The sequence below is a fragment of the Secundilactobacillus odoratitofui DSM 19909 = JCM 15043 genome, from assembly GCF_001434895.1.
GTDB lineage: Bacteria > Bacillota > Bacilli > Lactobacillales > Lactobacillaceae > Secundilactobacillus > Secundilactobacillus odoratitofui.
On the sequence record NZ_AZEE01000030.1, the window covers coordinates 348,784 to 373,202 of the forward strand.

19 protein-coding genes are annotated in these 24,419 nt (G+C 44.0%); 15 read left to right on the plus strand and 4 right to left on the minus strand.

The features are described 5' to 3' along the window. The first annotated feature begins 8 nt into the window (after window positions 1–8). Window positions 9–947 carry a YihY/virulence factor BrkB family protein gene (locus FD04_RS11885; protein WP_056949002.1) on the plus strand — a complete coding sequence of 313 codons (939 nt, stop codon included), beginning with the start codon at window positions 9–11 and terminating at the stop codon, window positions 945–947. Here FD04_RS11885 and FD04_RS11890 read toward each other — a convergent pair whose 3' ends face one another. Then, the gene (locus tag FD04_RS11890; protein WP_054701375.1) at window positions 948–1,397 is read right to left on the minus strand and encodes a flavodoxin; all 450 of its coding nucleotides are present in this window, start codon (window positions 1,395–1,397) and stop codon (window positions 948–950) included. A 73-nt stretch (window positions 1,398–1,470) separates the two neighbouring features. Here FD04_RS11890 and recX point away from each other — a divergent pair, with 73 nt between their 5' ends. From recX to FD04_RS11925, 7 genes are all read left to right on the plus strand, one after another. Then, complete coding sequence (gene recX, locus FD04_RS11895; protein ID WP_056949004.1) at window positions 1,471–2,286, plus strand: recombination regulator RecX; 816 nt, start codon at window positions 1,471–1,473, stop codon at window positions 2,284–2,286. A gap of 159 nt (window positions 2,287–2,445) precedes the next feature. Beyond that, window positions 2,446–2,994, plus strand: coding sequence for a nucleoside tri-diphosphate phosphatase (gene ntdP, locus FD04_RS11900; protein ID WP_054701377.1), 549 nt, complete (start codon window positions 2,446–2,448; stop codon window positions 2,992–2,994). 116 nt (window positions 2,995–3,110) lie between these two features. Further along, the gene (locus FD04_RS11905; RefSeq protein ID WP_056949007.1) at window positions 3,111–4,262 is read left to right on the plus strand and encodes an AI-2E family transporter; all 1,152 of its coding nucleotides are present in this window, start codon (window positions 3,111–3,113) and stop codon (window positions 4,260–4,262) included. A 119-nt stretch (window positions 4,263–4,381) separates the two neighbouring features. Next, window positions 4,382–4,792: a glycerol-3-phosphate cytidylyltransferase gene (gene tagD, locus FD04_RS11910; protein WP_056949009.1), complete on the plus strand. Its 411-nt coding sequence runs from the start codon at window positions 4,382–4,384 to the stop codon at window positions 4,790–4,792. Between the two features lie 79 nt (window positions 4,793–4,871). Beyond that, window positions 4,872–5,705, plus strand: coding sequence for a hypothetical protein (locus tag FD04_RS11915; protein ID WP_056949011.1), 834 nt, complete (start codon window positions 4,872–4,874; stop codon window positions 5,703–5,705). Window positions 5,706–5,719: 14 nt separating this feature from the next. Next, window positions 5,720–7,744, plus strand: coding sequence for a CDP-glycerol glycerophosphotransferase family protein (locus FD04_RS11920; RefSeq protein ID WP_056949013.1), 2,025 nt, complete (start codon window positions 5,720–5,722; stop codon window positions 7,742–7,744). 34 nt (window positions 7,745–7,778) lie between these two features. Beyond that, a complete protein-coding gene (locus FD04_RS11925; protein ID WP_056949015.1) occupies window positions 7,779–9,347 on the plus strand; it encodes a peptide chain release factor 3 in 1,569 nt (522 codons plus the stop codon). A gap of 173 nt (window positions 9,348–9,520) precedes the next feature. Here the strand turns inward: FD04_RS11925 and FD04_RS11930 are convergent, their stop codons facing one another. Next, window positions 9,521–10,888 carry an FAD-dependent oxidoreductase gene (locus FD04_RS11930; RefSeq protein ID WP_056949017.1) on the minus strand — a complete coding sequence of 456 codons (1,368 nt, stop codon included), beginning with the start codon at window positions 10,886–10,888 and terminating at the stop codon, window positions 9,521–9,523. A gap of 173 nt (window positions 10,889–11,061) precedes the next feature. Here FD04_RS11930 and FD04_RS11935 point away from each other — a divergent pair, with 173 nt between their 5' ends. Both FD04_RS11935 and FD04_RS11940 read left to right on the plus strand, forming a co-directional pair. Further along, window positions 11,062–12,486 carry a C69 family dipeptidase gene (locus tag FD04_RS11935; protein ID WP_056949019.1) on the plus strand — a complete coding sequence of 475 codons (1,425 nt, stop codon included), beginning with the start codon at window positions 11,062–11,064 and terminating at the stop codon, window positions 12,484–12,486. A 176-nt stretch (window positions 12,487–12,662) separates the two neighbouring features. Next, window positions 12,663–15,311 (plus strand): cation-translocating P-type ATPase, encoded by a 2,649-nt coding sequence (locus tag FD04_RS11940; protein ID WP_082603245.1) that lies wholly within the window; start codon window positions 12,663–12,665, stop codon window positions 15,309–15,311. Between the two features lie 125 nt (window positions 15,312–15,436). Here the strand turns inward: FD04_RS11940 and FD04_RS11945 are convergent, their stop codons facing one another. Both FD04_RS11945 and FD04_RS11950 read right to left on the minus strand, forming a co-directional pair. Then, a complete protein-coding gene (locus FD04_RS11945; RefSeq protein WP_056949021.1) occupies window positions 15,437–16,513 on the minus strand; it encodes a MucBP domain-containing protein in 1,077 nt (358 codons plus the stop codon). A gap of 272 nt (window positions 16,514–16,785) precedes the next feature. Next, entirely contained in the window at window positions 16,786–19,035 is a 2,250-nt protein-coding gene (locus tag FD04_RS11950; RefSeq protein ID WP_056949023.1) for an ATP-dependent Clp protease ATP-binding subunit, read from the minus strand. A 387-nt stretch (window positions 19,036–19,422) separates the two neighbouring features. Between FD04_RS11950 and FD04_RS11955 the strand changes: the two genes are divergently transcribed. From FD04_RS11955 to FD04_RS11975, 5 genes are all read left to right on the plus strand, one after another. Continuing rightward, the gene (locus FD04_RS11955; protein WP_056949025.1) at window positions 19,423–19,614 is read left to right on the plus strand and encodes a hypothetical protein; all 192 of its coding nucleotides are present in this window, start codon (window positions 19,423–19,425) and stop codon (window positions 19,612–19,614) included. 176 nt (window positions 19,615–19,790) lie between these two features. Beyond that, window positions 19,791–20,057, plus strand: coding sequence for a phosphocarrier protein HPr (locus FD04_RS11960; protein ID WP_054701394.1), 267 nt, complete (start codon window positions 19,791–19,793; stop codon window positions 20,055–20,057). Further along, window positions 20,057–21,775 (plus strand): phosphoenolpyruvate--protein phosphotransferase, encoded by a 1,719-nt coding sequence (gene ptsP, locus FD04_RS11965; RefSeq protein WP_056949026.1) that lies wholly within the window; start codon window positions 20,057–20,059, stop codon window positions 21,773–21,775. The genes FD04_RS11960 and ptsP overlap by 1 nt, the downstream gene beginning before the upstream one ends. 421 nt (window positions 21,776–22,196) lie before the next feature. After that, window positions 22,197–23,375 carry a glycosyltransferase family 4 protein gene (locus FD04_RS11970; RefSeq protein WP_054701397.1) on the plus strand — a complete coding sequence of 393 codons (1,179 nt, stop codon included), beginning with the start codon at window positions 22,197–22,199 and terminating at the stop codon, window positions 23,373–23,375. A 20-nt stretch (window positions 23,376–23,395) separates the two neighbouring features. Then, a complete protein-coding gene (locus FD04_RS11975) occupies window positions 23,396–24,418 on the plus strand; it encodes a glycosyltransferase family 4 protein (RefSeq protein WP_056949028.1) in 1,023 nt (340 codons plus the stop codon). The last annotated feature ends 1 nt before the right edge of the window (window position 24,419 follow it).

Consider the following 24,419-nt stretch of genomic DNA (forward strand, 5'->3'; position numbering starts at 1 on the left):
GATGAACTATGGCAACCGAATTTAAGCAATTTATGAAACAACTTTGGCAACATTTTTTAGACGCCAATATCACGGATTCGGCTGCGGTATTGTCCTATTATATGCTACTGTCATTTTTCCCAATCTTTTTGATTGTCGGAAACATCATCACCCTGTTACGGATCAACGTTAATAATGTGTTACGTTACATTGAGCCACTGTTACCTGATGCGGTCTACCAGACGTTTCAGCCGGTTATCCGGTCTTTTTTGGAGCAGGGGAGTACAGAGACCTTATCACTGGGTGTCTTAGTCACAATTTGGTCGGCAAGTCGAGCCGTTGCGGCATTCCAGCGTAGTATTAATCAGGCTTATGGGATTAAGCGCCCAAACGCCATTTTTAGCCGTTTCTTTTCATTCCTACTTATTTTGGTCATCGTCATTGCAATTTTATTGATTGCGATGGTTTTTGGGCTGAGTGAATGGCTGATCAGTATCTTACAACCATGGCTTCACATCTCGTCATCGTTCACAAATTTAGTTGGCAGTATCCGCTGGCCAGTTTCGTTTCTTGGCATCTTCTTATTGAGCGCGTTACTGTACGCTATCGTACCCTCTGCCAAGGTGAAGTTTCGCTACGTTTGGATTGGGGCCCTGGTGACCACCATCGGTTGGTTAGCATTAGCCCAAGGCTTTTCTGCCTACGTCCACTACTTTGCCCGCAATATTACGGGTTACAAAACCGTTGGGACCCTGATTATCTTACTGATCTGGCTCAATATTTCCGGAGCTATTTTATTGGCAGGTGGTGTGTTAAATGCGACCGTGCAAGAATGGCGCCAGGGTGAAATCGAACAGTTGGATCTCATGCAAAATCTGGTGACGCAGGCTCGCAATTCACGTCAAAAACCGCATCAAAAAAGACCCACTTCCAAAAAACAGAAGGGATCTTCACACCAAAAACGTTAACTATGCGTTGACGTGGTCGAGCAGTTGTTGAGCGAAGGCGTCCAGCGACTTAATATCGTCATCGTCTGGTTCCAAGTTGATTTTAACGTCAGCAGAACCTTGCGTTGCGCCCGCGTCCTTCAGTGACTTACTGAAAGCATCAACGGCGACACAGTAATCGTCTTCATAAAAGACATCACCAGAGCCAGCAACGCCGTAAACCTTACCCGTTAAATCCAAATCCTTCAGGTCGTCGTAAAAGTCCATGCCTTCTTCTGGCAATTCGCCTTCGTCGTAAGTATATGGGCAGACGACGCAGATATCGACGTCCTCAAATGCGTCAGCGTCAGTTTGAGAAATCTCTGATTCAGTGACGTCAACGCCTAATTTTTCAAGTTGTTCAGTGATGATATCAGCAACATCTTCATTGTTGCCGGTAATAGTTGCAAATACAACGTGTGCGGTTGCCATAAAACTCAGCCCCTATTCTAAAGTATGAAATCATGATTAGTATAGCAAACAACCAAGGGAGTGTGAAATAATCTTGGCAGCGGATTCAGCAAAAATTTTAAAAATTACCAAAATTGAGGCCCAAAAGCACCCTGGTCGGTACAACGTTTACGTTAACGACCGCTATGCTTTTCCGGTAGGAGAAGATGTTATGGTGCGCTATCGCTTATTGAAGGGAACGGAATTAACGCCTGCGCTGATTGCCACTTTAAAAACAGCGGATGCGCAATCCAAGGCCTGGTCAATGGCACTCAATTATTTGTCATATCAACAGCGGACTGAAAAAGAATTACGTGACTACTTGGTCAATAAAGAAGTTACGCCGGAAATTATTGCACCCGTCATGACTAGACTACTCGATCAACGCCTGCTTGACGATGCACAGTACGCCCATAGTTACGTGCGAACGATGAAACGAACGAGCGACAAGGGACCAACTGTGATCAAACGACAACTCAAGCAAAAGGCGGTTGCCGAAAACTTAATCGAAGACGCACTTAATGACGACTATTCAGTGTCGGAACAGCTCGATCGATTGAGTGAATTAGTTGAAAAACAAAAAAAACATTATCAGCGATTGATGCCCTCGATTCAACGTCAAAAAGTGCAACAACGTTTGATTGAAAAGGGGTTTTCGTTTGATTTAGTGAGCACCGCCATGGCTGAAACTGACTTTGAGCTGCCTCAGTCTCAAGCTGAGGATTTATTATCAAAGCAAGCGGAAAAGGCTTGGCGAAAATATCGCGCGAAGGACCCGTATGAGCGCAGTTTAAAAGTTCGACAAGCACTCTATCGAAAGGGCTTTACTAGTGACGCCATTAATAGGTGGCTCGATCAGCACAGAGTTTAATTGATTCTAGCGATGACTTTTCATGAGCGATTTAACCGCTAAATTCTAGCGTCAATGCCTCACAACGCTATAAAAAAACTGTACGCCCTTAAATTACTTTGCTATAATAAAAAAGAATTTAATTAATCATACCCGATACTTTGGAAAGTAGGGTTTAATATGGCGCGCGAAGCTAGAGGACCTAAGGAAGGCGACTTCATTACGATCAAAAGCTATAAGCACGACGGAAGTTTGCATCGAACTTGGCGCGATACAATGGTACTTAAAACAAGCGAGAACGCCTTAATTGGCTGCAATGACCATACTTTGGTGATTGAAGATGATGGTAGGCGCTGGGTCACTCGTGAACCAGCAATTGTTTATTTTCATAAACACTATTGGTTTAATGTTGTCGCAATGATTCGGGATAACGGGGTTTCATATTATTGTAACCTAGCGTCACCGTATGTTTTAGACAAAGAAGCATTAAAGTATATAGATTATGATTTAGACGTCAAAGTATTTCCTGACGGCGAAAAACGATTGCTCGACGTTGATGAGTACGAAGTTTTTAGTCGCCGGTGGCAGTACCCACCTGAGATCGACAAAATTTTGAAGGCCAACGTGTTGATATTAGTCGATTGGATTAATAATCGAAAAGGGCCGTTTTCAAAAGAATACGTTGATCTTTGGTATTCACGCTATCTCGAGCTTTCCCGCCGTAAGTAATGGGTTGCTTCGCATAGGTATATCAACGAAAGCGGGGTTGGCTTAAGGGCCAATCCCGCTTTTGCATTTGGTCGAAATTTTTTGCCCAAATGATTAATGAATTGGGAGGTGTCAGTGTGTTCAATCAACTTCAACGCTCGAAACTCTTCTTTTGGTCGTTAGAAATTTTAGTGGTGGCAACCTTAATTTGGGTTTGTACAAAACTTGGTTTTTTGTTTTCACCTATCGGCACCTTTTTCAAAACCATCTTCATGCCAATCTTATTGGCAGGGGTCTTGTTTTACATGCTTAACCCAATCGTTAAGGGCTTAACGAGGGTCAAAATTGGGCGGTTCAAGCTCAATCGAACGTGGTCGGTTGCCATTGTGTTTTTAGTCCTACTAGGGCTCCTATCAGGTGGCCTGGTCTGGCTGGTACCGCGACTAATCCAGCAGGTCGGTACCTTAGTGAACAATGTGCCTAAAATCGTGCACATTATTCAAAGCAGCTTAAACACGATGAATCAACATTTAAGTCATTACAAGTGGCTGCAAAACGTGGATTTTCAATCCTATGCAAATCAGTTGGAGAAGGGACTATCCACTTACGCACAGTCCTTTATGACGGGATTAACAACCAGTGTTGGGACGGTCATCGGGATGGCAACCAGTGTGACGATTGTTGCCATCACTGTCCCAGTCATGTTGTTTTATATGCTGAAGGATGGCCCAAAGTTGATGCCAGCGATTCGGCGGCTGTTACCACCCAAGCATGCTGATCAGACCATGGATTTATTGACGAAAATGAGTCAGACGCTCTCACGCTATATCGGTGGTCAGATGATCGAGTGTTTGTTTGTCATGACCTTCACATCTATCGGTTTTACACTCATCGGTGCCAAATATGGCTTGTTATTAGGTATCTTTGCCGGAATGTGCAACATTATTCCCTACGTCGGTCCGTACATTGGTGTATTGCCGGCTGTGATCGTGGCATTTGGAACCGGTTTGGTGCAAGTTATTTCAGTTCTGGTCGTCACCGTGATCGTGCAACAGATTGACGGTAACTTCGTTTATCCTAACGTTATCGGGCGTAGCTTAAAAATCCACCCATTAACGATTATCGTTATCTTGCTGGTGGCGGGTAATATTGCTGGCTTAATGGGGATGATTTTGGGCGTGCCATTGTACGCAGTGGTCAAAGTTATTGTCGAGTACATCTACCACATCTGGATGTTGCAGAGTGAGCAGAAAAATCACCAATCGGATAAACCACAGTCAGATTCTTAAGGTTTGTCAAATCACGCCGGTCAATTCTGCTCCGCTAGTTGGGTTGTGTTAGATTTTATGATATTATAGTCGAGTTAGGAAAATACGATTTTAAATTAAAAAGTAAGCAGGAGATTTAAATGAAAAAAGTAATTACGTACGGGACTTTTGATTTGTTACATAAAGGCCACATCAGACTTTTGAAGCGGGCAGCAGCACTGGGTGATCACCTAACAGTTTGCTTGTCTTCAGATGAATTTAATGCTGTTAAGGGTAAGAAAGCTTATACCTCATACGAAGACCGTAAATATATTTTGGAAGCCATTCGTTATGTTGACGAAGTGATTCCTGAAAAAAATTGGGATCAAAAAATCAAGGACGTTCAAGATAACGACATTGATATTTTCGTTATGGGCGATGATTGGAAGGGCAAGTTTGACTTCTTAAAGGATTACTGTGAAGTCATTTACTTACCTCGAACAGAAGGTATTTCAACCACCAAGATCAAGGAAGACCTGGGTCTTAAAGCTGGGGTTGACTGGAAAGAATAATCAGTTGAATGTGTGAACAAATATCCCCGGTTGCGACTAGGGATATTTTATTGTAATCCAAAGCGAGGTTAGTGAAAAAATGAAACAAGCCGTATTTTTAGTGACGTCCCTAGCAGGCGTTAAGAAGTTAACCTTTAAACAAAAAATCAAGGCTTTACTAGATGAGCAGGCTCACGTTCGAATCGTGCTTGCAATGATTAAATTCAACGATTATGACACGGCAGAACGTCAAATCAAGCGGTTATTTGTGGGACATGAGCAATTGATTGAACTGATTACATTGGCTAAAATCGTGAACCAGTATCAAGGTGTGCCTGTGCCAACCAATGAACAATTTGACAGTGGGTTTGAGCAGTTACCCAATCACCGTTTTGAACCAACCCAGGATATGGCTAATCCGACTATCCGTTATATTCAAGACGATGAAATTGTGGCTGAAGCTCAACTCGATGAAAGCAATCAACCATTGTTAAAAACTAAACTTGAAAACCATCAACCTGTCCAGACCGCAACCTACGAAAACGGTCAACAATTTGGCTTGTTAGAATACGATGCCGGTGAATTGAATCAAGCTTTGTTATTGAATGCCGCCGGTCAGCTCATTTTTCGGTTCATCCGTCATCAACAACCGGTAACGTATGCCTACACCATGGGGCGGACTTCGAAACTAGCCTTTACCAATATCTTGGCTGAGGTCGATGATGACCGACACGTGGTGTACCAAGCTACTGAACAAAAAGCCTATTTTGAAGTGGTTGATTATCAAAACTACCAACGGTTTGACAGTGTGGAAGCATTTTATGCGCAGTTGCTGAACCAAGTCGTTTCTGACGACGCGTTGCTATTTATCGATTTGAACGATAACCCCAAGTTATCGCCGTATCTACCACAACAATTGATTTTTAATTACTAAGGAGAGTCGTAATCGTGCGTGCGATATTATCAGGATTACATCAAAAAAAGAAAAAACAAGAACTGGAATTTGAATTAATCGATGTGCCGGGTTCGTTTGACCACTTACGCGTGACTTTCTTGGAAACCACAAGTTTGGCCTCAATTACGGTGCCCGTTTATAAGGTGATCGATAATAATTTGATTCGAATCCAAATTGATCCAGACCAGTTGCAATTTAAGGCCTTTGATCAAAGTGAGTTCACTTGGCAATTATTTTTTGCCTTTGATACCAACGATGAGCAAGTTATTTTACAAGTTGAGTCAGAGTATTTGAGTGACCGACATCAACTGTCACTAACCAGTTACTACCAGTTTAATTCAGATGCAGAAGGTATGGCGACACTCAATATTCATACCAAACAGGCTGAGGACGAATTCACCATCAATTCTGTCAACTTGACGGATAATGCCTTGAGAATTACGGGTTATAACCGGATGAATGGTCATCCTATCAAGAATCAAAAAATTATTTTAAAGAGTCGTCAATCAGACGCTAAACTCGCTTATCCAACGGCTGCCGGTAGCTTAAAAACGTTATTTACCGCTGTGATTCCATTAACTGACCTGCCAAGCGATTCCATTGAAGATACGTATATTCAGTACGACTTGGGGACGCAAACCATTGAACAACGACTGATTCTCGCCCGGTCACTTGAGGGTCAGATGACGCAGGCGATTTTGCCTGGTGGTCGGATGGTGCTCATTGAAAAAAGTTACAACAACGGCATTGTGTTAAAAGAATTTCCAGCCCCTTCACTGGGCGAAAAAATTGCCACATTGCCCCAAAAGTTTCAGGCGGTATTTGACCTTGGTCGGACGTTGCAAGATAAAGTCAATTTGCAACGGATGCGGTGGTTATTCAAATCTGGTCACCGACCGTTTGAGCAACCAACCATCGTCTTTGAGAGTTTTGGTGGCCGGCAAGTTAGTGATAGCCCATACGCTATTTACCGATTATTTAATGAACTATATCCAGGTTTTAACTTTGTTTGGTCAATTGATCGGTCACTCAAGAAATTCTGTAAACAAAATCAAATTCCGTTTGTTGTGAGACGAACCTCTAAATGGGTCCGAACGCTTGAGAAGAGTACTTACTGGATCAGTAATGCGCGCTTCCCAGCCTGGGTTAAAAAACCAAATTACGTGACTTACATTCAAACTTGGCACGGTACGCCATTAAAGAAGTTGGGACTCGACATTGAAAATGTGTCAATGCCAGGCACAACCACCACCAAGTATCACGACAACTTTGTAAAGGAAGCCAACCGCTGGGATGCTTTGATATCGCCTAACGATTACTCAACTAAAATTTTCCGGTCCGCTTTTGGCTTTAACAACCAAATTCTCAAAGTCGGGTATCCTCGTAATGATGAATTGATCAATACTAATCCTGAAGATATTACCGCACTTAAGGAAAAACTGGGCATTCCGCTTGATAAAAAGGTTGTGCTTTACGCCCCAACGTACCGAGATAACCAGTTTGCTGAAAAGGGTAAGTACACCTTTGAGTTACCGTTTAGCCTCGACGAATTCAAACAGCAGTTTGGTGAAGATACGGTGTTGATTCTACGGATGCACTACCTGATTGCCAATGCTTTGGATATCAGTAAGTACACTGATTTTGTCTATGATCTTTCAAGTCATCCTGATATCTCAGATCTTTACCTCGTTTCAGATATGCTGATTACCGATTACTCATCTGTGTTCTTTGATTACGCTTACCTCAAACGACCAATTTTGTTCTACCCATACGATTATCACCTGTATAAAGATGAGTTACGGGGCTTCTACCTGGACTACGAAAAAGATTTACCAGGACAGATTGCTAACAATGAAGCCCAGTTATTATCCGGGATTACGGCCTGCTTACAACACCCTGATATGAGCGATAACCAACAATTTATGAAGTTTTACAACCGTTTTTGTGCCATTGATGACGGCCTGAGTTCACTGAAAGTGGTCAATTACGTTGTCCACCAAATTGAAAAGAACGGCTAAACGGACCAACGACACTTTTGAAAGGAATTAAGCTATGACATTATCACAAGACGTTGCTAACCGACGGACGTTTGCAATTATTTCTCACCCCGATGCCGGTAAGACAACCATTACAGAACAATTGCTGCTGTTTGGTGGCGTTGTCCGTCAAGCCGGGACCGTGAAAGCCAAGAAGAGTGGGAATTTTGCCAAATCAGATTGGATGGAAATCGAACAAAAGCGTGGGATTTCCGTTACGAGTTCCGTGATGCAGTTTGATTATGAAGGCAAACGAATCAACATTTTGGACACCCCAGGCCACGAAGATTTCTCTGAAGATACGTACCGAACCTTAATGGCGGTCGATTCTGCCGTGATGGTGATTGATTCTGCCAAGGGGATCGAACCCCAGACCAAAAAACTCTTCAAAATTTGTAAAATGCGTGGCATTCCGATTTTTACCTTTATGAACAAGCTGGATCGAGATGGCCGCGACCCAATGGATTTGATCGCCGAACTTGAAGATGTCTTAGGCATCGAAGGTTATCCGATGAACTGGCCAATTGGGATGGGCAAGGAATTGAAGGGCCTTTATGACCGTTATCATAATCGAGTAGCCGTCTTCCGGCCTGATAGCGATGAAACGGCTTACTTGCCTTTAGACGAGCAGGGCGATATTGCCGACGACCAACCTTTGAAGACTGATTCTTGGTATCAAGATGCCCGGGATAACATGGAATTGATTGAAGACGCTGGTAACCAGTTTGATGAAGCCAAGATTGCTAGCGGTGATCAAACACCAGTTTTCTTTGGTTCTGCGCTGGCTAACTTTGGCGTCAAAACCTTCCTCGAAACATACTTGCAGTTTGCTCCTCAACCAGCGGCCCATAAAACTGAAGCAGCCGATGATGTTGAACCAACTGATCCGCAATTTTCAGGTTTTGTCTTTAAGATTCAAGCTAACATGGATCCCAAGCACCGTGACCGAATCGCATTTGTTCGGATTTGTTCAGGTTTATTCCAACATGGTATGGACGTGACACTTGGTCGGACAGGGAAGACCATGCGATTATCAAACGTGACTCAGTTTATGGCTGATACGCGTGAGAACGTGGATACGGCGGTTGCTGGCGATATTATCGGGCTTTACGATACCGGTAATTATCAAATTGGCGATACCATTTATACGGGGAAACATAAGCTCCAATTTGAAAAATTACCGCAATTTACACCTGAACTATTCGTTCGAGTTTCTGCCAAAAACGTGATGAAGCAAAAGTCCTTCCACAAAGGCATTCAACAATTGGTCCAAGAAGGTGCTATTCAGCTGTACACCTCTTACACGACAGGAGACTACATTTTAGGTGCTGTGGGTCAATTGCAGTTTGAAGTGTTCCAGTTCCGAATGAAAAACGAATATAATTCTGACGTTGTGATGGAATCAATGGGCCATAAGATTGCTCGTTGGATCGATCCTGAACAACTGGACGAACGGATGTCATCAAGCCGTAACTTACTCGTGAAGGATTTGGCTGGTGAACCACTGTTCTTGTTCGAAAATCAATTTGCTGAACGTTGGTTTAGTGATAAGTATCCAGACGTTAAGCTGACTTCTAAACTATAAATGAACGTCAATACAGCTTTAATTATCAAAAAATGGCACCTGTCAATTGACAGGTGCCATTTTTGTAAACAAATATGAAGTTCATCCGGACGTTGTACTCGATGTTGCGTGAGATGTGCACCAGAATCTTGATTAGCCATTCTTACTCAGATTCTGTAGTTCGGATGAGTTAATCAATTGCGCAGATTAACTTTTGCAGGTTCAGTTGCTAACTTTGCCTGGGCTGCTTGGCCCAAAATGTTGAGGTAGTTGAATGGGCGGTCAAAGGTTGGCTGGAATAACATGTCAACCATGGCTAAATCATCGATGGTGTTGTGATTTTGAATGCAGACGGAAAGTAGGTTAGCCGATTGTGAGATATCGTATTTGCTCATTAAAGCACCGCCTAAGATCTCACGCGTCTCTGGATTGAACACTAAGGACATTTGAACTGGTAGGGTGGTGGGCATAAATTCTGGGCGGTAATTATCGGTCATGATAACCTGTTCAGCCATAACGCCCTGTTGTTTAGCTGCTTCATAGGTCAGTCCTGTCGAACAAAGTGAAATACCATATAAAGCCAGACCTGACGAAGATTGCGTGCCCATGTACTTAGTTGTAGGCGTCACAATGTTTTTACCAACCAAAATACCTTGACGGACAGCGTTGGTGGCCAGCGGAATGTAGGCATTTTTGCCAGTTGGGTTATAATGCACTGCTGCACTGTCACCAGCTGCAAAGATATCCGGATCACTACTTTGCATGTAATCATTAGTAATGATGGCGCCATTTTGAGCCATCTCGACTTTGCCAGTCAATAAGCTGGTGTTAGGTTTAAAACCGATGCAAAGTACCGCTAAGTCAGCCTCAACCACGCCTTGATCCGTCTGAATCGTAACGCCTTGATCAGTTGTCGTAAATGATTGCACCTTTTGGTTGAGTGCCAATGTCACGCCGTGTTCGCGGTAAGCGGTCTCGATTTTATCCGTGAAAGCTGCGTCAAAATACTTGGGCATGACACGTTCCTGTGCATCAATAAGCGTCACTTGGTGGCCCTTTAGTGAGTATGCTTCAGCTAACTCCGCACCAATATAACCCGCACCAATCACGGCAATTCGCTTGGCATCAGCGGCACGTTCAAATAAAGTCTGTGCGTGTGCCCAGTTTTTACATAACAGAACACGATCACTGTCAATGCCCGGAATTGGCGGGATAATTGGCCAAGAACCAGTTGTCATCACCAGTTTATCGTAGGCTTCGGTGCGCTCATCACCACTATTGAGATCCTTAACGGTGAGGGTGTGGGAAGTGGGGTCGATGTTTAAAACGTCGTGCCGCATCAAAACGGTGGCACCCAGGGCTGCTAACTCATCAGGGTTTGAGTAGAATAGCCCTTGAGGATCCTTGACCTGTCCGCCAAGATAAAGTGCAATACCGCACGAAAGGAACGAAATCACGTCGTTTCTTTCGTATACAGTCACTTGAGCATCGGGGTGTTCTGTCAAAATTTGCTTGGTTGCAAAAGTACCAGCATGGGTACAGCCTATTACAGCAACTTTCATTAAAAAGTCCTCCTGTCAGTGTTGTCACAACACATCGTATAATTGTTCACAACTATATTTTACACAACCAAAATTACTTGTCAACACTTTCACAAATTAAAAGGTACCGATTACAATGTTTTCGAATACAAAAATTGCGCTATACTAATAACAGATTTGAATAAAGGAGCAAAATGATGACACATCTTTCAGCTTGTACGTCAATTTTAGTTGGTAAAAACGCATCAATCGACGGCTCAGTAATGATTGCCCGTAATGACGACACGTTTTTACCCTTAACACCACAACGGTTTTATATACATGATCCTAAAAATGAAAAAGGCAAAATTTTACAATCAACTCAAAATGGTTTTCACGCACCGTTATTGCCGGATGCCGTCCCATATCAGGCGACACCGAACGTAGAAGTGAATGAAAAGGGACTCTACGAAGAAAGTGGTATCAATGCGCATAATGTTGCCATGAGTGCAACCGAGAGTGTGTATGGGAATCCGCGCGCCTTAGCCTTTGACCCGCTAGTTGCAGACGGGATGGCAGAAGATACCATGCAGACCATGGTTTTACCAGTGATTACCAGTGCTCGTAATGGTGTAGAGGTCCTTGGTCAATTAGTTAAACAATATGGTTCACCAGAAGGTAACGGTGTCTTATTCGCAGATAAAGATGAAGCTTGGTATATGGAAATTGTGACCGGTCATCACTGGGTTGCCCAGCGGATTCCAGACGACGCGTTTGTGATCACAGCTAATCAAGTGGCGATTCAAGAGGTTGTGTTCGATGATCCTGACAATTTTATGTTTTCTGAAGGCATTCAAGATTTTGTCAGTCAACATCAACTGAACCCGGATCACGAGGGTTGGAACTTCCGCCACATCTTTGGAACCAGTACTGAAAAGGATCGTCACTACAACACGCCACGGGTTTGGTACGGACAGCACTATTTGATGCCAGATGCGATTTCGGAACCGACATCTTCAGAATTACCATTCATTTGTCATGCTGATCGCAAAATTAGTGTTGCCGACATTAGTTTTATTTTGGGGTCACACTATAACGAAACTGATTATGATCCGCTGGGTAACGGTCCTGCTGAATTAAAAACAGCGTTCCGGCCCATTTCGATGAATCGCACCCAAAATTCACACGTGCTCCAATTACGTAATCATGTCCCAGAAGCGCAATCAGCAATTATGTGGCTTTGTTTTGGTGTGCCAGCATTCAGCCCGTACGTGCCGTTTTTTGCAAATGCCAATGATACTGACCCATCGTACGTCAACACACCGTTGCACGCTGATTCAGAGAGTGCCTACTGGATGTATCGGAAACTTTCCGTGTTGGTGGAGTCAAGGTATGCCGAGTTTGCACAGGATGATCGTGATTATCTGACAGCAACTTCTGAACTAATGTTAAGCCATGTGGCGCAAACAGATGATGTTGCGGCTAAATTATCAGGTGCAGAGCTGACAACTTACCTAACGAATCAAAACTATTTGATCGTATCAGAAATGAAAAAACGAACTAATCAATTAATGAACGATTTATTTGAGAAGGGCCTCACGCTTTCTAAATTAACTTTCAACATGGATATTAATCTCTAATCATTAAAATTTTAACCCCTTTGAGTAATCGGTTGACGGCCGTTCACTCGAAGGGGTTTTTGGTTCATGAAATATTCTAATAGTTGTCATAATTTATACATAGTAACCAGCGACGGGGTTCTGTAAACTAGAGATAGGAAATACGTACGCCATAGAAAGGACTGCTGGCTATGAAAATGACTAATGCAATGAAAGACCGCCGCCAGTTAGAGGCGGCCTTCGAAACTCAACTGGAAACTGGTTTAACCGCGGCCATGGTTAAACAGCGACAAGCAGCCGGACGAAACGTCTTACAGGAGGAGAAGCCACCGACGATTTGGCAAAAAATCTGGCGGCATTTATCAGATGTTGCGTCACTAGTATTATTATTTGCGGTCTTATTATCAACTTATTTGGCAATTTGGGCGAATGGTGGTTGGACCAAAACCGTGGTAATTGGCAGTATCTTGATCATCAACGTTTTGATTGGCATGTATCAAGAACATAGCGCCGAAAAATCACTGTCGGCGTTGAAAAAAATGAACGTTCATGAAGTCACAGTGATTAGGGCGGGACAGACGCAAGTCGTTGACGCTGCTGAACTCGTTGTGGGTGACATTGTTAAATTGACCGGTGGCAGTCAGGTTCCAGCGGATGGTCGGTTAGTTGAAGCCACCGATTTGCGAATTGATGAAGCTGTTTTGACTGGTGAAAGTGAACCCGTTAAAAAAACGGCTGAGACAATGCCACAAGCTTCAGAGTTAGGTGACCGTCAAAATGAGGTGTTTTCAGGCACCGGGGTCACTCAGGGGACTGGCACCATGGTCGTCACCGCAATTGGGATGGCAACCGAATTGGGCAGTATTGCCGGTATGCTCAACGCAACCAAAGTTCGAACGACGCCGTTGCAAAAACGTCTGAATCAACTATCAGCCCGGTTAACGGCCGTGGCTGTGACCGGTGGTGTGATTATTGCCATCTTGGGCGTATTCTTTCAGGGTGAGCCATTGGCTGATGCCATGATGATTGGTGTATCATTAGCCGTTGCAGCGGTGCCAGAAACACTGCCAATTATTGTGACGATTAGTCTGTCCCACGGTGTTGGTGTCATGGCAAAGCAAAACGCAATCATGCGGCGGGTGGATGCCGTTGAAACCATTGGTGGTGTGAATGTCATTGCCTCGGATAAAACCGGCACGTTAACTCAAAATCAAATGACGGTGACTCAAATCTGGGCGGCCGGTGCGCCGAATGCCGAATCGATTAGTCAGTCTGCGCAAACCCCAGCTGCTGATCGGTTAATGCGTTTGGCTGGTTTGGCCACCAACGCCACCCGTGAACAAGTTAATCACGAATGGGTGGAAGTCGGCGATTCAACCGAATTGGCGATTGTAAGGTGGTTGGGACAGCAAGGTCAAACGCGCGCTCAATTTGAACAGACGGCGGTGAGAGTTGCTGAGGATCCGTTTAATTCGGCTAAAAAAACAATGGCCACTTTGCATCAATTGCAAGATGGTCGTTACCTGCTGATTGTAAAGGGTGCAATCGATCATTTATCGTTAGCACAAACTGAACCCGTTAAAGCTCAAATGCAACAAATTCATGATCAATTTGCCCGTAAGGCACTGCGTGTGATTGCGGTGGGGTATCGACTATTTGATCAACAGCCCGCTGAAACCATTGAAAACTTACAGCGTGAATTAACTTTCGCTGGTCTAATCGGGATGATTGATCCGCCGCGACCAACTGCCATTGCGGCGGTTAAGCAAGCCGAAGAAGCGGGCATTCGAACCGTTATGATCACAGGTGACCACCTTGAGACGGCTAAGGCCATCGCCACTCAGATTGGATCGCTGCGTCCTAACGATCAAGTCATGACCGGTGCGCAGCTTCGAGACCTGACAGACGATGATCTGGCACAGCGGATTAGCCGTATCAGCGTATATGCGCGGGTGTCACCAGAGGATAAGATTCGAATCGTAAAAGCGTGGCAAAAACAAGGTGCCACCGTTGCCATGACGGGTGATGGCGTGAACGATGCGCCAGCATTGAAGGCAGCAGACGTTGGTGTTGCAATGGGAATTACTGGCACCGAGGTATCCAAAAATGCCAGTGATATGATCTTAACGGATGATAATTTTGAGACTATCGTCAAAGCTGTGGCGACTGGTCGTGCCGTGTATCAAAATATCTTAAAAGCAGTTGAATTTCTGATTGGCGTTAATTTCGCACAAATCTTTTTGATGATCTTTACGGTCGCAATTGGTTGGGGAGCACCATTAATTGCTGAACAACTACTGCTTATCAATGTGCTAGCTGATGGTATTCCGGGCTTCTACTTAAGTCGTGAACAAGCCGAGGCTAACATCATGAAGCGACCGCCAATTAGTCGTCAAACCAGTATTTTTGCGGATGGCCTTGGTCAACGGGTAGCGGTGAGAACAAGCACGTTTATTATACTGACGCTGACCGTCTATGGTCTCGGACGCTTTGTCTTAACGCCAAATCAACCAGCGATGGGCATGACGATGTTGTTCTTTACGTTAGCAATCGGTTCAATGATCGATATTTACCCAATCAAACAACGTGGACCACTTACTTGGCAAGGGATGACACGTAATCGATCCCTAAACCTTGGTGTGGGAATAGCCATGTTAATGGTGTTGAGCGTAGCCTTGATTCCAGTGCTTAGTAATGCCTTTGCAGTGATCTCGATGCCCCTTAACAATTGGTTGATTGTTGCGGTGAGTGTCTTCATTCCAAGTTTTGTGTTAGAAGTAAACAAGCGGTGGCAGCATCGACGCCGCAATGAGACCGGCTTAACTGTTGATGAAGAAATTGAGTAACTTATGTTGGCATTAGACGTGAAAATTCAAAAGCTGGCATTAACTTTCCACGATAATGGGAAAGTTAATGCCAGCATTTTGATGTGCGCACCATTTAAGTGAGGGTCACCGATCATGACTGGACGTCACTTATTGAGCAAGACATAGTGCGTTTGGATTACACTATTATCGTCAAGCCGGTACCAGGTAATCTGGTTATCATCCGTGAATCGACCAGTAATCTGGACTGACGTACCGTTAGTGAGTTGCTGTCCGGCTTGACCATTTGGCGTGACGTACGTGTGTAATTTTTGATCAGTCACGTAGTTAATCGTCCCAGATGCGTGGAAAGTCGTAAACTTGATCTTGGTTTGAGCGCTAATTTGTGGGAGGGGCGGCTTTTCAGTCAGCTGGACGTTTTTACCGCTGATCCATTGGGGACCGCCCAAGTTATACCAGGTGCCATCGTGAACGGTGTTGATTCGAATAAATGCCCGCCAAATTGAATTTTGCGGGAACTCAAAGTCATAAGGATCGCCTGCTGGTAAATCAACGATAAGCGTGTCATACAGGACTTGAACGTACAAGTTGACTCGCTGAACTGAAGACCAATTCGAGCGACGGAGCATGACGACGATGACTTGGGCTTGATTTGTAAAGTGGCCAGTTAAAGGGCGGTTAGCCTTAATCATGTGGTAACCGTCAATCTCTGGCAGTGCAAAGGCGAAGGGGTCATTTAAGTGACCGCTTTGCGTTACCGGCGGACCCAATAATTCACCGGTGTCGTAATCAGTTGGGTATAACACGACAGGGTGGCCCAGTTTTTTGGTGAATTGAAGGGTCATAATTTGGTAAGGATTGGTAAACGTGGTTGTAAAACCGATAATATGGTATAGCAAGTAATCATCAAATTGTTGCGGTCTAAAGTGGAGCCGTTCACCAATTTCGCCGTGTAACCATTGTGGTTGGGCAAGTGGCTCGTTAGCGTCATCCAAATAGAGCACGAGTACAGCCGCTGAAATGCTGGTTGTTGTTTGTAAAGGTTGTTCATTTGAGGTCGGCTGATTGGTAGGTTGTGATTGAACCGGCGCCTGTGACTGGCGGTTGTGATTGATCGGTCGGCGAGGGGGAATCCCCGGTTTTTTAACGTGTTTACGGTGACGAGCAGGGGTTTGCGGTCGATTCTTGGTCAGTAAGCGTTTGAGTTGATCAAAAAAAGCCATAATTCTCCTCCTCGTCAGATTAATAACTCTAGTATACCGCATGGGTACGGGCAAGTAATCACTTTCAGTCGAAATGTCTTTATGAATTGCACTTTTTCATTTGAAGTCGGTCAGTTAAGTGTGCACGCGAAAGAAATGTAAAAAGGCAACACCTTCCAAATTGTGGAAAGTGTTGCCTTTAAAGATTTAACTGTATCGTGTCCGCTTATCCAAATGGACGGTAGTCGGACAAAAGTTCAATTTCGTTATCAATAAGTAACGAATTAATTGTACTATTCAGTCTTAGCATCAGTTGTCGTTGCTGGTGAAGCAGGCGCTTCTTCAGCAAGGGTGATCTCACCGTTCTCAATCTTAGCGACTAAGTTGGAAACGTTCGCGTGATCGAGGTAGAAATCAGCAATCCGGTCTTCAATCTGTTCTTGAATGACTCGACGAAGTGGTCGAGCACCCATGGCAGGATCATAGCCCAATTCAACGAGCTTTGATTCGACTGGTTCAGTCACGTGAACGTGCAAGCCTTGAGTAGCTAACATGCCATTGACATCATCAATCATCAAATCAACGATCTTCATCAAGTTAGCCTTGGTTAAAGCGTTAAATTCAACGATGTCATCGAACCGGTTCAAGAATTCTGGCTTGAAGTAGTTGGTTAGTTGATCCAAAACAGAGTGGGTCTTACCGTTAGCTTCGGCACCAAAACCAACGTTAGCTTCAACGTCACCGGTACCGGCGTTGGACGTCATGATGATAATCGTATCCTTAAACGAAACCGTCCGGCCTTGAGAATCAGTCAAACGACCGTCGTCAAGGATTTGTAAGAACATGTGCATCACGTCGGGGTGCGCTTTTTCAACTTCGTCAAGCAAAATAAGACTGTAAGGGTGACGACGAACCTGTTCAGTCAACTGACCAGCTTCTTCGTAGCCAACGTAGCCAGGAGGTGAACCGATCAACTTAGCCACTGAATGTGGTTCCATGTATTCAGACATGTCAAAGCGAATCATAGCCTCCTTAGCGCCGAAGAGTTCGCGCGCTAATTGCTTAGCCAGTTCGGTTTTACCGACACCAGTTGGTCCAACAAACAGGAATGAACCGATTGGGCGACCCGTACCGTTCAAACCAATTCGGTTACGACGAATTGCACGAGAGACTTTATCGACAGCTTCATCTTGGCCAATAACGTGGGCTTTGAGTGACTTGCCTAAGTCCCGGAGTTGTTCTTGCTCCTTGTTTTGGAGTTCACCGACTGGAATGCCAGTTTTTTCTTCAACAATCTTTTCCATGTCTGCTTCAGTTACTTGTGGTTGGTCACCGGAATCAGTGGTTGACTGATTCTCTTTGGCTTTTTCAAGCTTGGCAACTTGATCACGATAGTAGGCCGCTTTTTCGTAGTCTTCTTGCTTTAGAGCAGCTTGTTTTTGATCTTCGGCAGTCTTGACTTTCTCGTCAATCGTCTTAGGATCAACAACATTAATCGTTAAGTTTTTCTTAGAGCCTGATTCATCGAGCAAGTCAATTGCCTTGTCGGGCAAGAAGCGATCTTGAATGTAACGATCTGATAACTTAACAGCTGCTTCAATCGCACCATCGGTATAGTGAACGTGGTGGTAGTCTTCGTACTTGCCTTGGATACCCTTCAAGATTTGAATGGCTTCTTCTGGGCTAGGTTCGTTGACGGTGACTGGTTGTAGACGACGGGCGAGGGCTTGATCTTTTTCAATATCTCGGTATTCATTTAAAGTGGTTGCCCCAACGAGTTGAAATTCACCCCGTGCAAGTGCTGGCTTCAAAACGTTGCCGGCGTCCATACCGCCTTCAGCGTTACCCGCACCCACAATTTCGTGAATTTCATCGATGAACAAAATAATGTTAGGGTTCTGCTGAACCTCTTTCATTAATTGTTGCATGCGTTGTTCAAATTGACCTCGGATACCAGTTCCTTGAACTAACGATACGACGTCAAAACGGATGATTTTTTTGTTAAGCAATTTTTGGGGAACATCGCCCGACACAATCTTTTGAGCGAGGCCCTCTACGACTGCGGTCTTACCAACCCCAGCTTCACCAATTAAAACTGGGTTGTTCTTCGTACGACGATTTAGGATTTCAATGACCCGTGCAATCTCCTTATCACGGCCAATGACGGGGTCAATCTTACCTTGTTCGGCAAGTGCGGTTAAGTCCAGGCCATACTGGGCGAGTAAGCCACCATTCCCATTGTTGCCACCACGACCACCATTACGGGGGCCACTTGGTTGGGTAGGTGGTTGCTGTTGCTGGTAACCTTGTTGATTGGCGTTGGGGTTACCGCCTTGCATGGCGCGGAAGATATCATCTAAGTTGCCAAAGCCAAATGGATCTTGTGCCATTTGCGCACCTCCATTTCCAGGATTCGAGTTATTTTGTTGATTTTTTAAAAGTTGATAACAATTTTGACAAAGATCAACTTGCTGCCGCGTACCATTCACGTTCAGGTACAAGTGAATCGTCGCTTCGCGTTCATGACAATTTTGACACAGCATACTTTGACTCCTTTCATCATTAAAGTCGTCAAGTCAGTATCGTTAGTCAAAAATTAGTTTGACCAACTCTGACCATTGAACATATTATACAATACCCTAACGGATTCGCAAGTAGTTTGCTCACGGGTTTTTGGAAAAATTAGCACCGTGTAGGCATGAGTGCTAATTCAAATAAAGTTTTACAGCAAATTAGTTATCCTTGCAAGGATTTTGTTTAGGTTTATCAAAATAATCGGGTGAGATGACCAATGAACTGAAAGAACAGTGAACTAACTATGAGCTTAGTTGAAGTCAGATGTTGTTATTTTTTGAAACTAACCATTTTGATTCCTTCATTTATGATAGAATGGTGAATGTAAAATTTTAAGAATAATCGGAGGTGAGACTTTGGCTGAGGACTATGCCAATTTAATGGCACAATTAAAATCAGGTGAGTTGGATGAGTTCACAGTTGAGCCTGCTGATTTTATGGCGTTTCAGACGGCCTATATGTCGTTTGAATCCCGAAAGCGAATCATTGGTAAAGCTGAAAAAAAGGGTCGCATCATTTATCATTATGACCACGATCAAACGCAATAGTTTTCACAATGAAAGCGGTTGATGAAATGACGGGAAGCGCTTGTATTTTCCCGGATAAATTGATATTCTTAGAATAAAGGTAGCTTTTCGAACTATTTCATATAAGTTATTTTCATGAAATTGATGAAAAAGTAGCCCAATTTGACTATTTGGTTCACAAAAGGAGATCGATACTTATGGAAAAACGTAACTTTCGTATTACTGCAGAAACTGGGATCCACGCGCGTCCAGCCACTTTATTAGTTCAGGCTGCTAGCAAGTATAACGCTGATATCACCCTTGAATATGATGGCAAGTCAGTTAACTTGAAGTCAATCATGGGCGTTATGTCACTTGGTGTTGGCCAAAACACCGACATTACAATCTCAGCTGATGGCGATGATGAAAAGGAAGCTATGGCTGAAGTTGCAAAGACCATGAAGGATGAAGGTCTCTCTGAATAATGGTTAGTCAGGTGCTTAATGGTATTGCTGCAAGTGATGGTATCGCCATTGCCAAGTCGTATCGGTTAGTTGCTCCTGACCTTTCTTATTCTAAAACTAAAATTACTGACGTTGATGCCGAGGTGACCCGGTTATCTAACGCTTTAGTGCGTGCTAAACAGACTGTTGCACAGATTAAAGCTAACGCCGTTAAATCGATGGGGGCACATGAAGCAGCAGTGTTTGATGCGCACCTTGAAATCTTGTCGGATCCCGAATTAATCAAGCAGATTGTGCGATTAATTCGGGATTCGCGCTTTAACGCAGAAACTGCCTTAACCAGTGTAACGGATGATTACATCGACATGTTTCAGAATATGCGTGACAATTCCTACATGCAGGGCCGGGCAAGTGACATTCAAGATGTCACGAAGCGAGTGATGGCTAATTTGTTAGGCGTGACATTACCTAATCCTGCATTGATCGATCACGAGGTCATTGTGGTTGCCCACGATTTGACACCAAGTGATACTGCGCAACTCGATCGACGGTTTGTTAAAGGATTTATTACTGATGTTGGTGGCCGGACGTCTCACTCAGCCATTATGGCTCGAACATTAGAGATTCCTGCGGTTGTGGGCGTTGGCGATGCGACTGACGCAATCAACGATGGCGAGACACTGATCGTTGATGGGTTGCACGGACAGGCAGTTCAACAGCCAACTGAAGCGGAAGTCGCTAAATTTCAACATTTAGCGGCTGACTATACTGCGCAACGAATTGAATGGCGACGATTGAAGTTTGCGCCTAGTTTGACCAAGGACGGCGTGTCCCACCTAATTACTGCCAATATTGGGACCCCCGCTGATCTACAAGCTGTGCTGGATAACGGTGCTGATGGCATTGGCCTATTTCGAAGCGAGTTTTTATACATGGATGCCGATAACTGGCCGACTGAAGACCAACAATTCTCGGCTTATCGTGATGTGGTTGCCAAGTTAGGTGATCAACCGGTCGTGGTGAGAACCATGGATATCGGTGGCGATAAAGGGTTATCTTACCTACAATTACCCGACGAAATGAACCCGTTTATGGGCTATCGGGCCATTCGAATCAGCCTTAATCGGACCGATATTTTTCGCACGCAATTACGAGCGTTGTTAAGAGCTTCGGCCTACGGTAACCTTTGGATCATGTTTCCGATGATTGCCACTTTGCCAGAGCTTCGTCAAGCCAAGCAGATTTACCGTGAGGAACGTCAAAAGTTGATTGCGGCATCGATCCCGGTGGGCGAGGTCAGGCTTGGGATGATGATTGAAGTGCCAGCAGCGGCGGTTTTGGCGGATCAATTTGCTAAAGAAGTTGATTTCATGAGTATTGGTACCAATGATCTCATTGGCTACACGATGGCAGCCGACCGAACTAATGAACGAGTGTCATACCTTTACCAACCGTATAATCCCTCTATCCTTAGATTGATTAAAAATGTCATTGATGCGTGTCACCGAGAGGGCAAAGTCGCTGCAATGTGTGGTGAAATGGCTGGCGATCAAATTGCGGTGCCAATTTTAATCGGGATGGGATTGGACGAATTTTCGATGAGTGCTTCTAGTATTCTTAAAACTAGGGCGCTATTTCGGCGACTTGATTCCACCCAGATGGTTGATTTGGCTAATAGGGCAATTAACGCCGAGACGAATGAAGCGGTTATCCGACTGGTTGATGAAACGGTTTTCTGAGTTCACCGGATTCAGACATGGTTCTTTAAATGAAGTACTAGAGATGATCATCTTCTCTGGTACTTTTTTTGTGCTGTGATACTGCTTGCAATGATAGTGGCGTGCAGCACGTATCGGTGATGCAATAAGGGCTTAATCAACGTTTGTCTCATGAGTTGACGAAATACAAAGAGTGGCGTATGCTATTTTATATATAATATTACACAATCAATAATTATTTAGCTAAATCTTAAAAAATGGCAAAGCAGGTTGCATCACCTATCGCTTTACGATATAGTTAGTTGGTTGAGTAACTAACTGGTGTGCTGGTGCTGAATTGCGTCTATCGATTCAGTAGCGTGTCTTGCAATCAGCACACCTAACCAATATAATTGTTACCATTAAGTAGGAACGAATCGATTTTAAGAAATGGGGGATAGTCGTGAACATTGGTATATTTACGGACACATACTTCCCTCAAGTGAGTGGTGTTGCGACATCAATCAAGACACTGCGCCATGAGTTGGAAAAACAGGGACACCAAGTTTATATTTTTACGACAACGGATCCACACATTGAAAAAGATGTTTATGAGCGCAATATTTTTCGTTTCCCAAGTGTACCGTTTGTGTCCTTTACGGATCGCCGAGTAGCCTTTCGTGGCTTGTTTCACGCTTACCAATTAGCCAAAGAACTTAACTTAGATGTTGTGCACACCCAAACGGAATTTTCGATGGGCATGATTGGTAAGTTTGTCGCTCGAACACTCAAAATTCCGTGCTTGCACACTTATCACACGATGTATGAAGATTACTTGCATTATGTTGCGAATGGTAAGTTGTTGAAGCCGGTCCACGTCAAACAGATGACACTGGCGTTTTGCACGCACTTAGACGGGGTTGTAGCACCGAGTGAACGTGTTTTGGATACGCTCACGAGTTATGGTGTCAAGGCACCAATTCGAATCATCCCAACTGGTATTGATTTGGAACAGTATGAGCCGGATGAAAACGAATTGGATGTCAGAGAAAAGTACCAAATTCCCGACGATGCACCGATGATTTTATCGTTGAGTCGGTTGGCATACGAGAAAAATATCAAAGAAGTTATTGATGGCTTTCCTAAAATATTAGCTGCCTTACCAGATGCTCGGTTAATGATTGTTGGTGACGGTCCTGCCAGGGAAACACTGGAGGCACAAGTGACGACCCTTGGTTTAGACGATCACGTGGTCTTTACTGGTGAGATCAACAATAATGAAGTATCTGCGTTCTATCACGCCACCGACTTATTTGTTTCGGCTTCGGATTCTGAATCCCAAGGACTCACTTATATCGAAGCGCTTGCCGCTGATACAAAGATCGTGGTTAAGAGTGGTCCGTATACAGACGATTTATTGACTAATCCAGCACTTGGAACAACATTTAAGACTTATGATGAAATGGTTGAAGACGTGATTTACTATCTCAAACATTCCCAAATTACTGATACCGCCGCGTTAGATGAAACCCTTAAACAGGTGTCTAGCGAGACATTTGGCCATCGCATCGTTGATTTTTATCAAGATGCCCAATTCAATTATGAAGAAAGTCGGCAAGATTCGGCTGATGTCAGCAACTAATTAATGAAACGGAGCCAATCATGATTAAAATCACAATGTTTTCAGCCGCAGATTCGGTTAAGGGGCAGGGCGTCGGTAGTGTTTACCTGGAACTGGTAAAACTCCTCAAAACGCGTGCGAGTGATCAACTAACCATTCAAATTAATCGTTATGGCCGTAGCGACATTAGCCATTACCATACCGTTAACTTTCCATATTATTTATCAACTTTTATGCCGGGACGAGGTCGCAAAATTGGCTTTGTTCATTTCTTACCAGAAACTTTAGAAGGTAGTTTAAAATTACCCAAGATTGCTAAAGCTGTTTTTTACCGGTACGTGATTGCCTTTTATAAACGCATGGATCAACTGGTCGTGGTTAATCCGTCGTTTATTTCTAAATTAGAGGCGTACGGCATTCCAAAGGAACACATCACTTATATTCCCAACTTTGTCAGTGCCACTAGTTTTCATCCTGCTGACGCTGAAACCAAGCTTCACTTACGCAAGCAATATGGTTACCAAGATCGGTTTACAATTTTGGGATCTGGTCAAGTTCAGGTGCGCAAAGGGGTCTTCGATTTTATTGAACTTGCTAAACGGCATCCAGAGATGCAATTCATCTGGACGGGCGGTTTTTCATTTGGTCGGATCACGGATGGTTATGAAGACCTCAAACAAGTTGTGGATAATCCACCCGATAATTTAAGTTTTCCTGGTATTGTGGACCGCGATAAATTAGTTGATTACTATAACATGGCAGACCTTTTCTTATTACCATCTTATAATGAACTTTTCCCGATGTCAGTTTTAGAAGCATTCAGCACTCATACACCGGTATTACTGCGTGATTTGGACTTGTATCACGCGATTATTCAAGACGATTACGCCGCTGCCAAAGACGTTGAGGAAATGGATGCATGGATAAAAAAGCTCAGTACGGATGAGCAGGCGCTTACAGCATTAAAGACTAAAGCAAAACACGCGGCTGATTATTATTCAGAAGCTAGACTGGCTAAAATCTGGATCGAATTTTATACTGAACAGGCCAAAAGAGGAAAGTAGT

Excerpts from the sequence above, each read along its gene's own strand:
- FD04_RS11885 (WP_056949002.1), top strand. The coding sequence starts at position 9 with ATGGCAACCGAATTTAAGCAATTTATGAAACAACTTTGGCAACATTTT.
- FD04_RS11890 (WP_054701375.1), bottom strand. The coding sequence starts at position 1,397 with ATGGCAACCGCACACGTTGTATTTGCAACTATTACCGGCAACAATGAA.
- ntdP (WP_054701377.1), top strand. The coding sequence starts at position 2,446 with ATGGCGCGCGAAGCTAGAGGACCTAAGGAAGGCGACTTCATTACGATC.
- tagD (WP_056949009.1), top strand. The coding sequence starts at position 4,382 with ATGAAAAAAGTAATTACGTACGGGACTTTTGATTTGTTACATAAAGGC.
- FD04_RS11915 (WP_056949011.1), top strand. The coding sequence starts at position 4,872 with ATGAAACAAGCCGTATTTTTAGTGACGTCCCTAGCAGGCGTTAAGAAG.
- FD04_RS11925 (WP_056949015.1), top strand. The coding sequence starts at position 7,779 with ATGACATTATCACAAGACGTTGCTAACCGACGGACGTTTGCAATTATT.
- FD04_RS11930 (WP_056949017.1), bottom strand. The coding sequence starts at position 10,888 with ATGAAAGTTGCTGTAATAGGCTGTACCCATGCTGGTACTTTTGCAACC.
- FD04_RS11935 (WP_056949019.1), top strand. The coding sequence starts at position 11,062 with ATGATGACACATCTTTCAGCTTGTACGTCAATTTTAGTTGGTAAAAAC.
- FD04_RS11940 (WP_082603245.1), top strand. The coding sequence starts at position 12,663 with ATGACTAATGCAATGAAAGACCGCCGCCAGTTAGAGGCGGCCTTCGAA.
- FD04_RS11945 (WP_056949021.1), bottom strand. The coding sequence starts at position 16,513 with ATGGCTTTTTTTGATCAACTCAAACGCTTACTGACCAAGAATCGACCG.
- FD04_RS11950 (WP_056949023.1), bottom strand. The coding sequence starts at position 19,035 with ATGCTGTGTCAAAATTGTCATGAACGCGAAGCGACGATTCACTTGTAC.
- FD04_RS11960 (WP_054701394.1), top strand. The coding sequence starts at position 19,791 with ATGGAAAAACGTAACTTTCGTATTACTGCAGAAACTGGGATCCACGCG.
- ptsP (WP_056949026.1), top strand. The coding sequence starts at position 20,057 with ATGGTTAGTCAGGTGCTTAATGGTATTGCTGCAAGTGATGGTATCGCC.
- FD04_RS11975 (WP_056949028.1), top strand. The coding sequence starts at position 23,396 with ATGATTAAAATCACAATGTTTTCAGCCGCAGATTCGGTTAAGGGGCAG.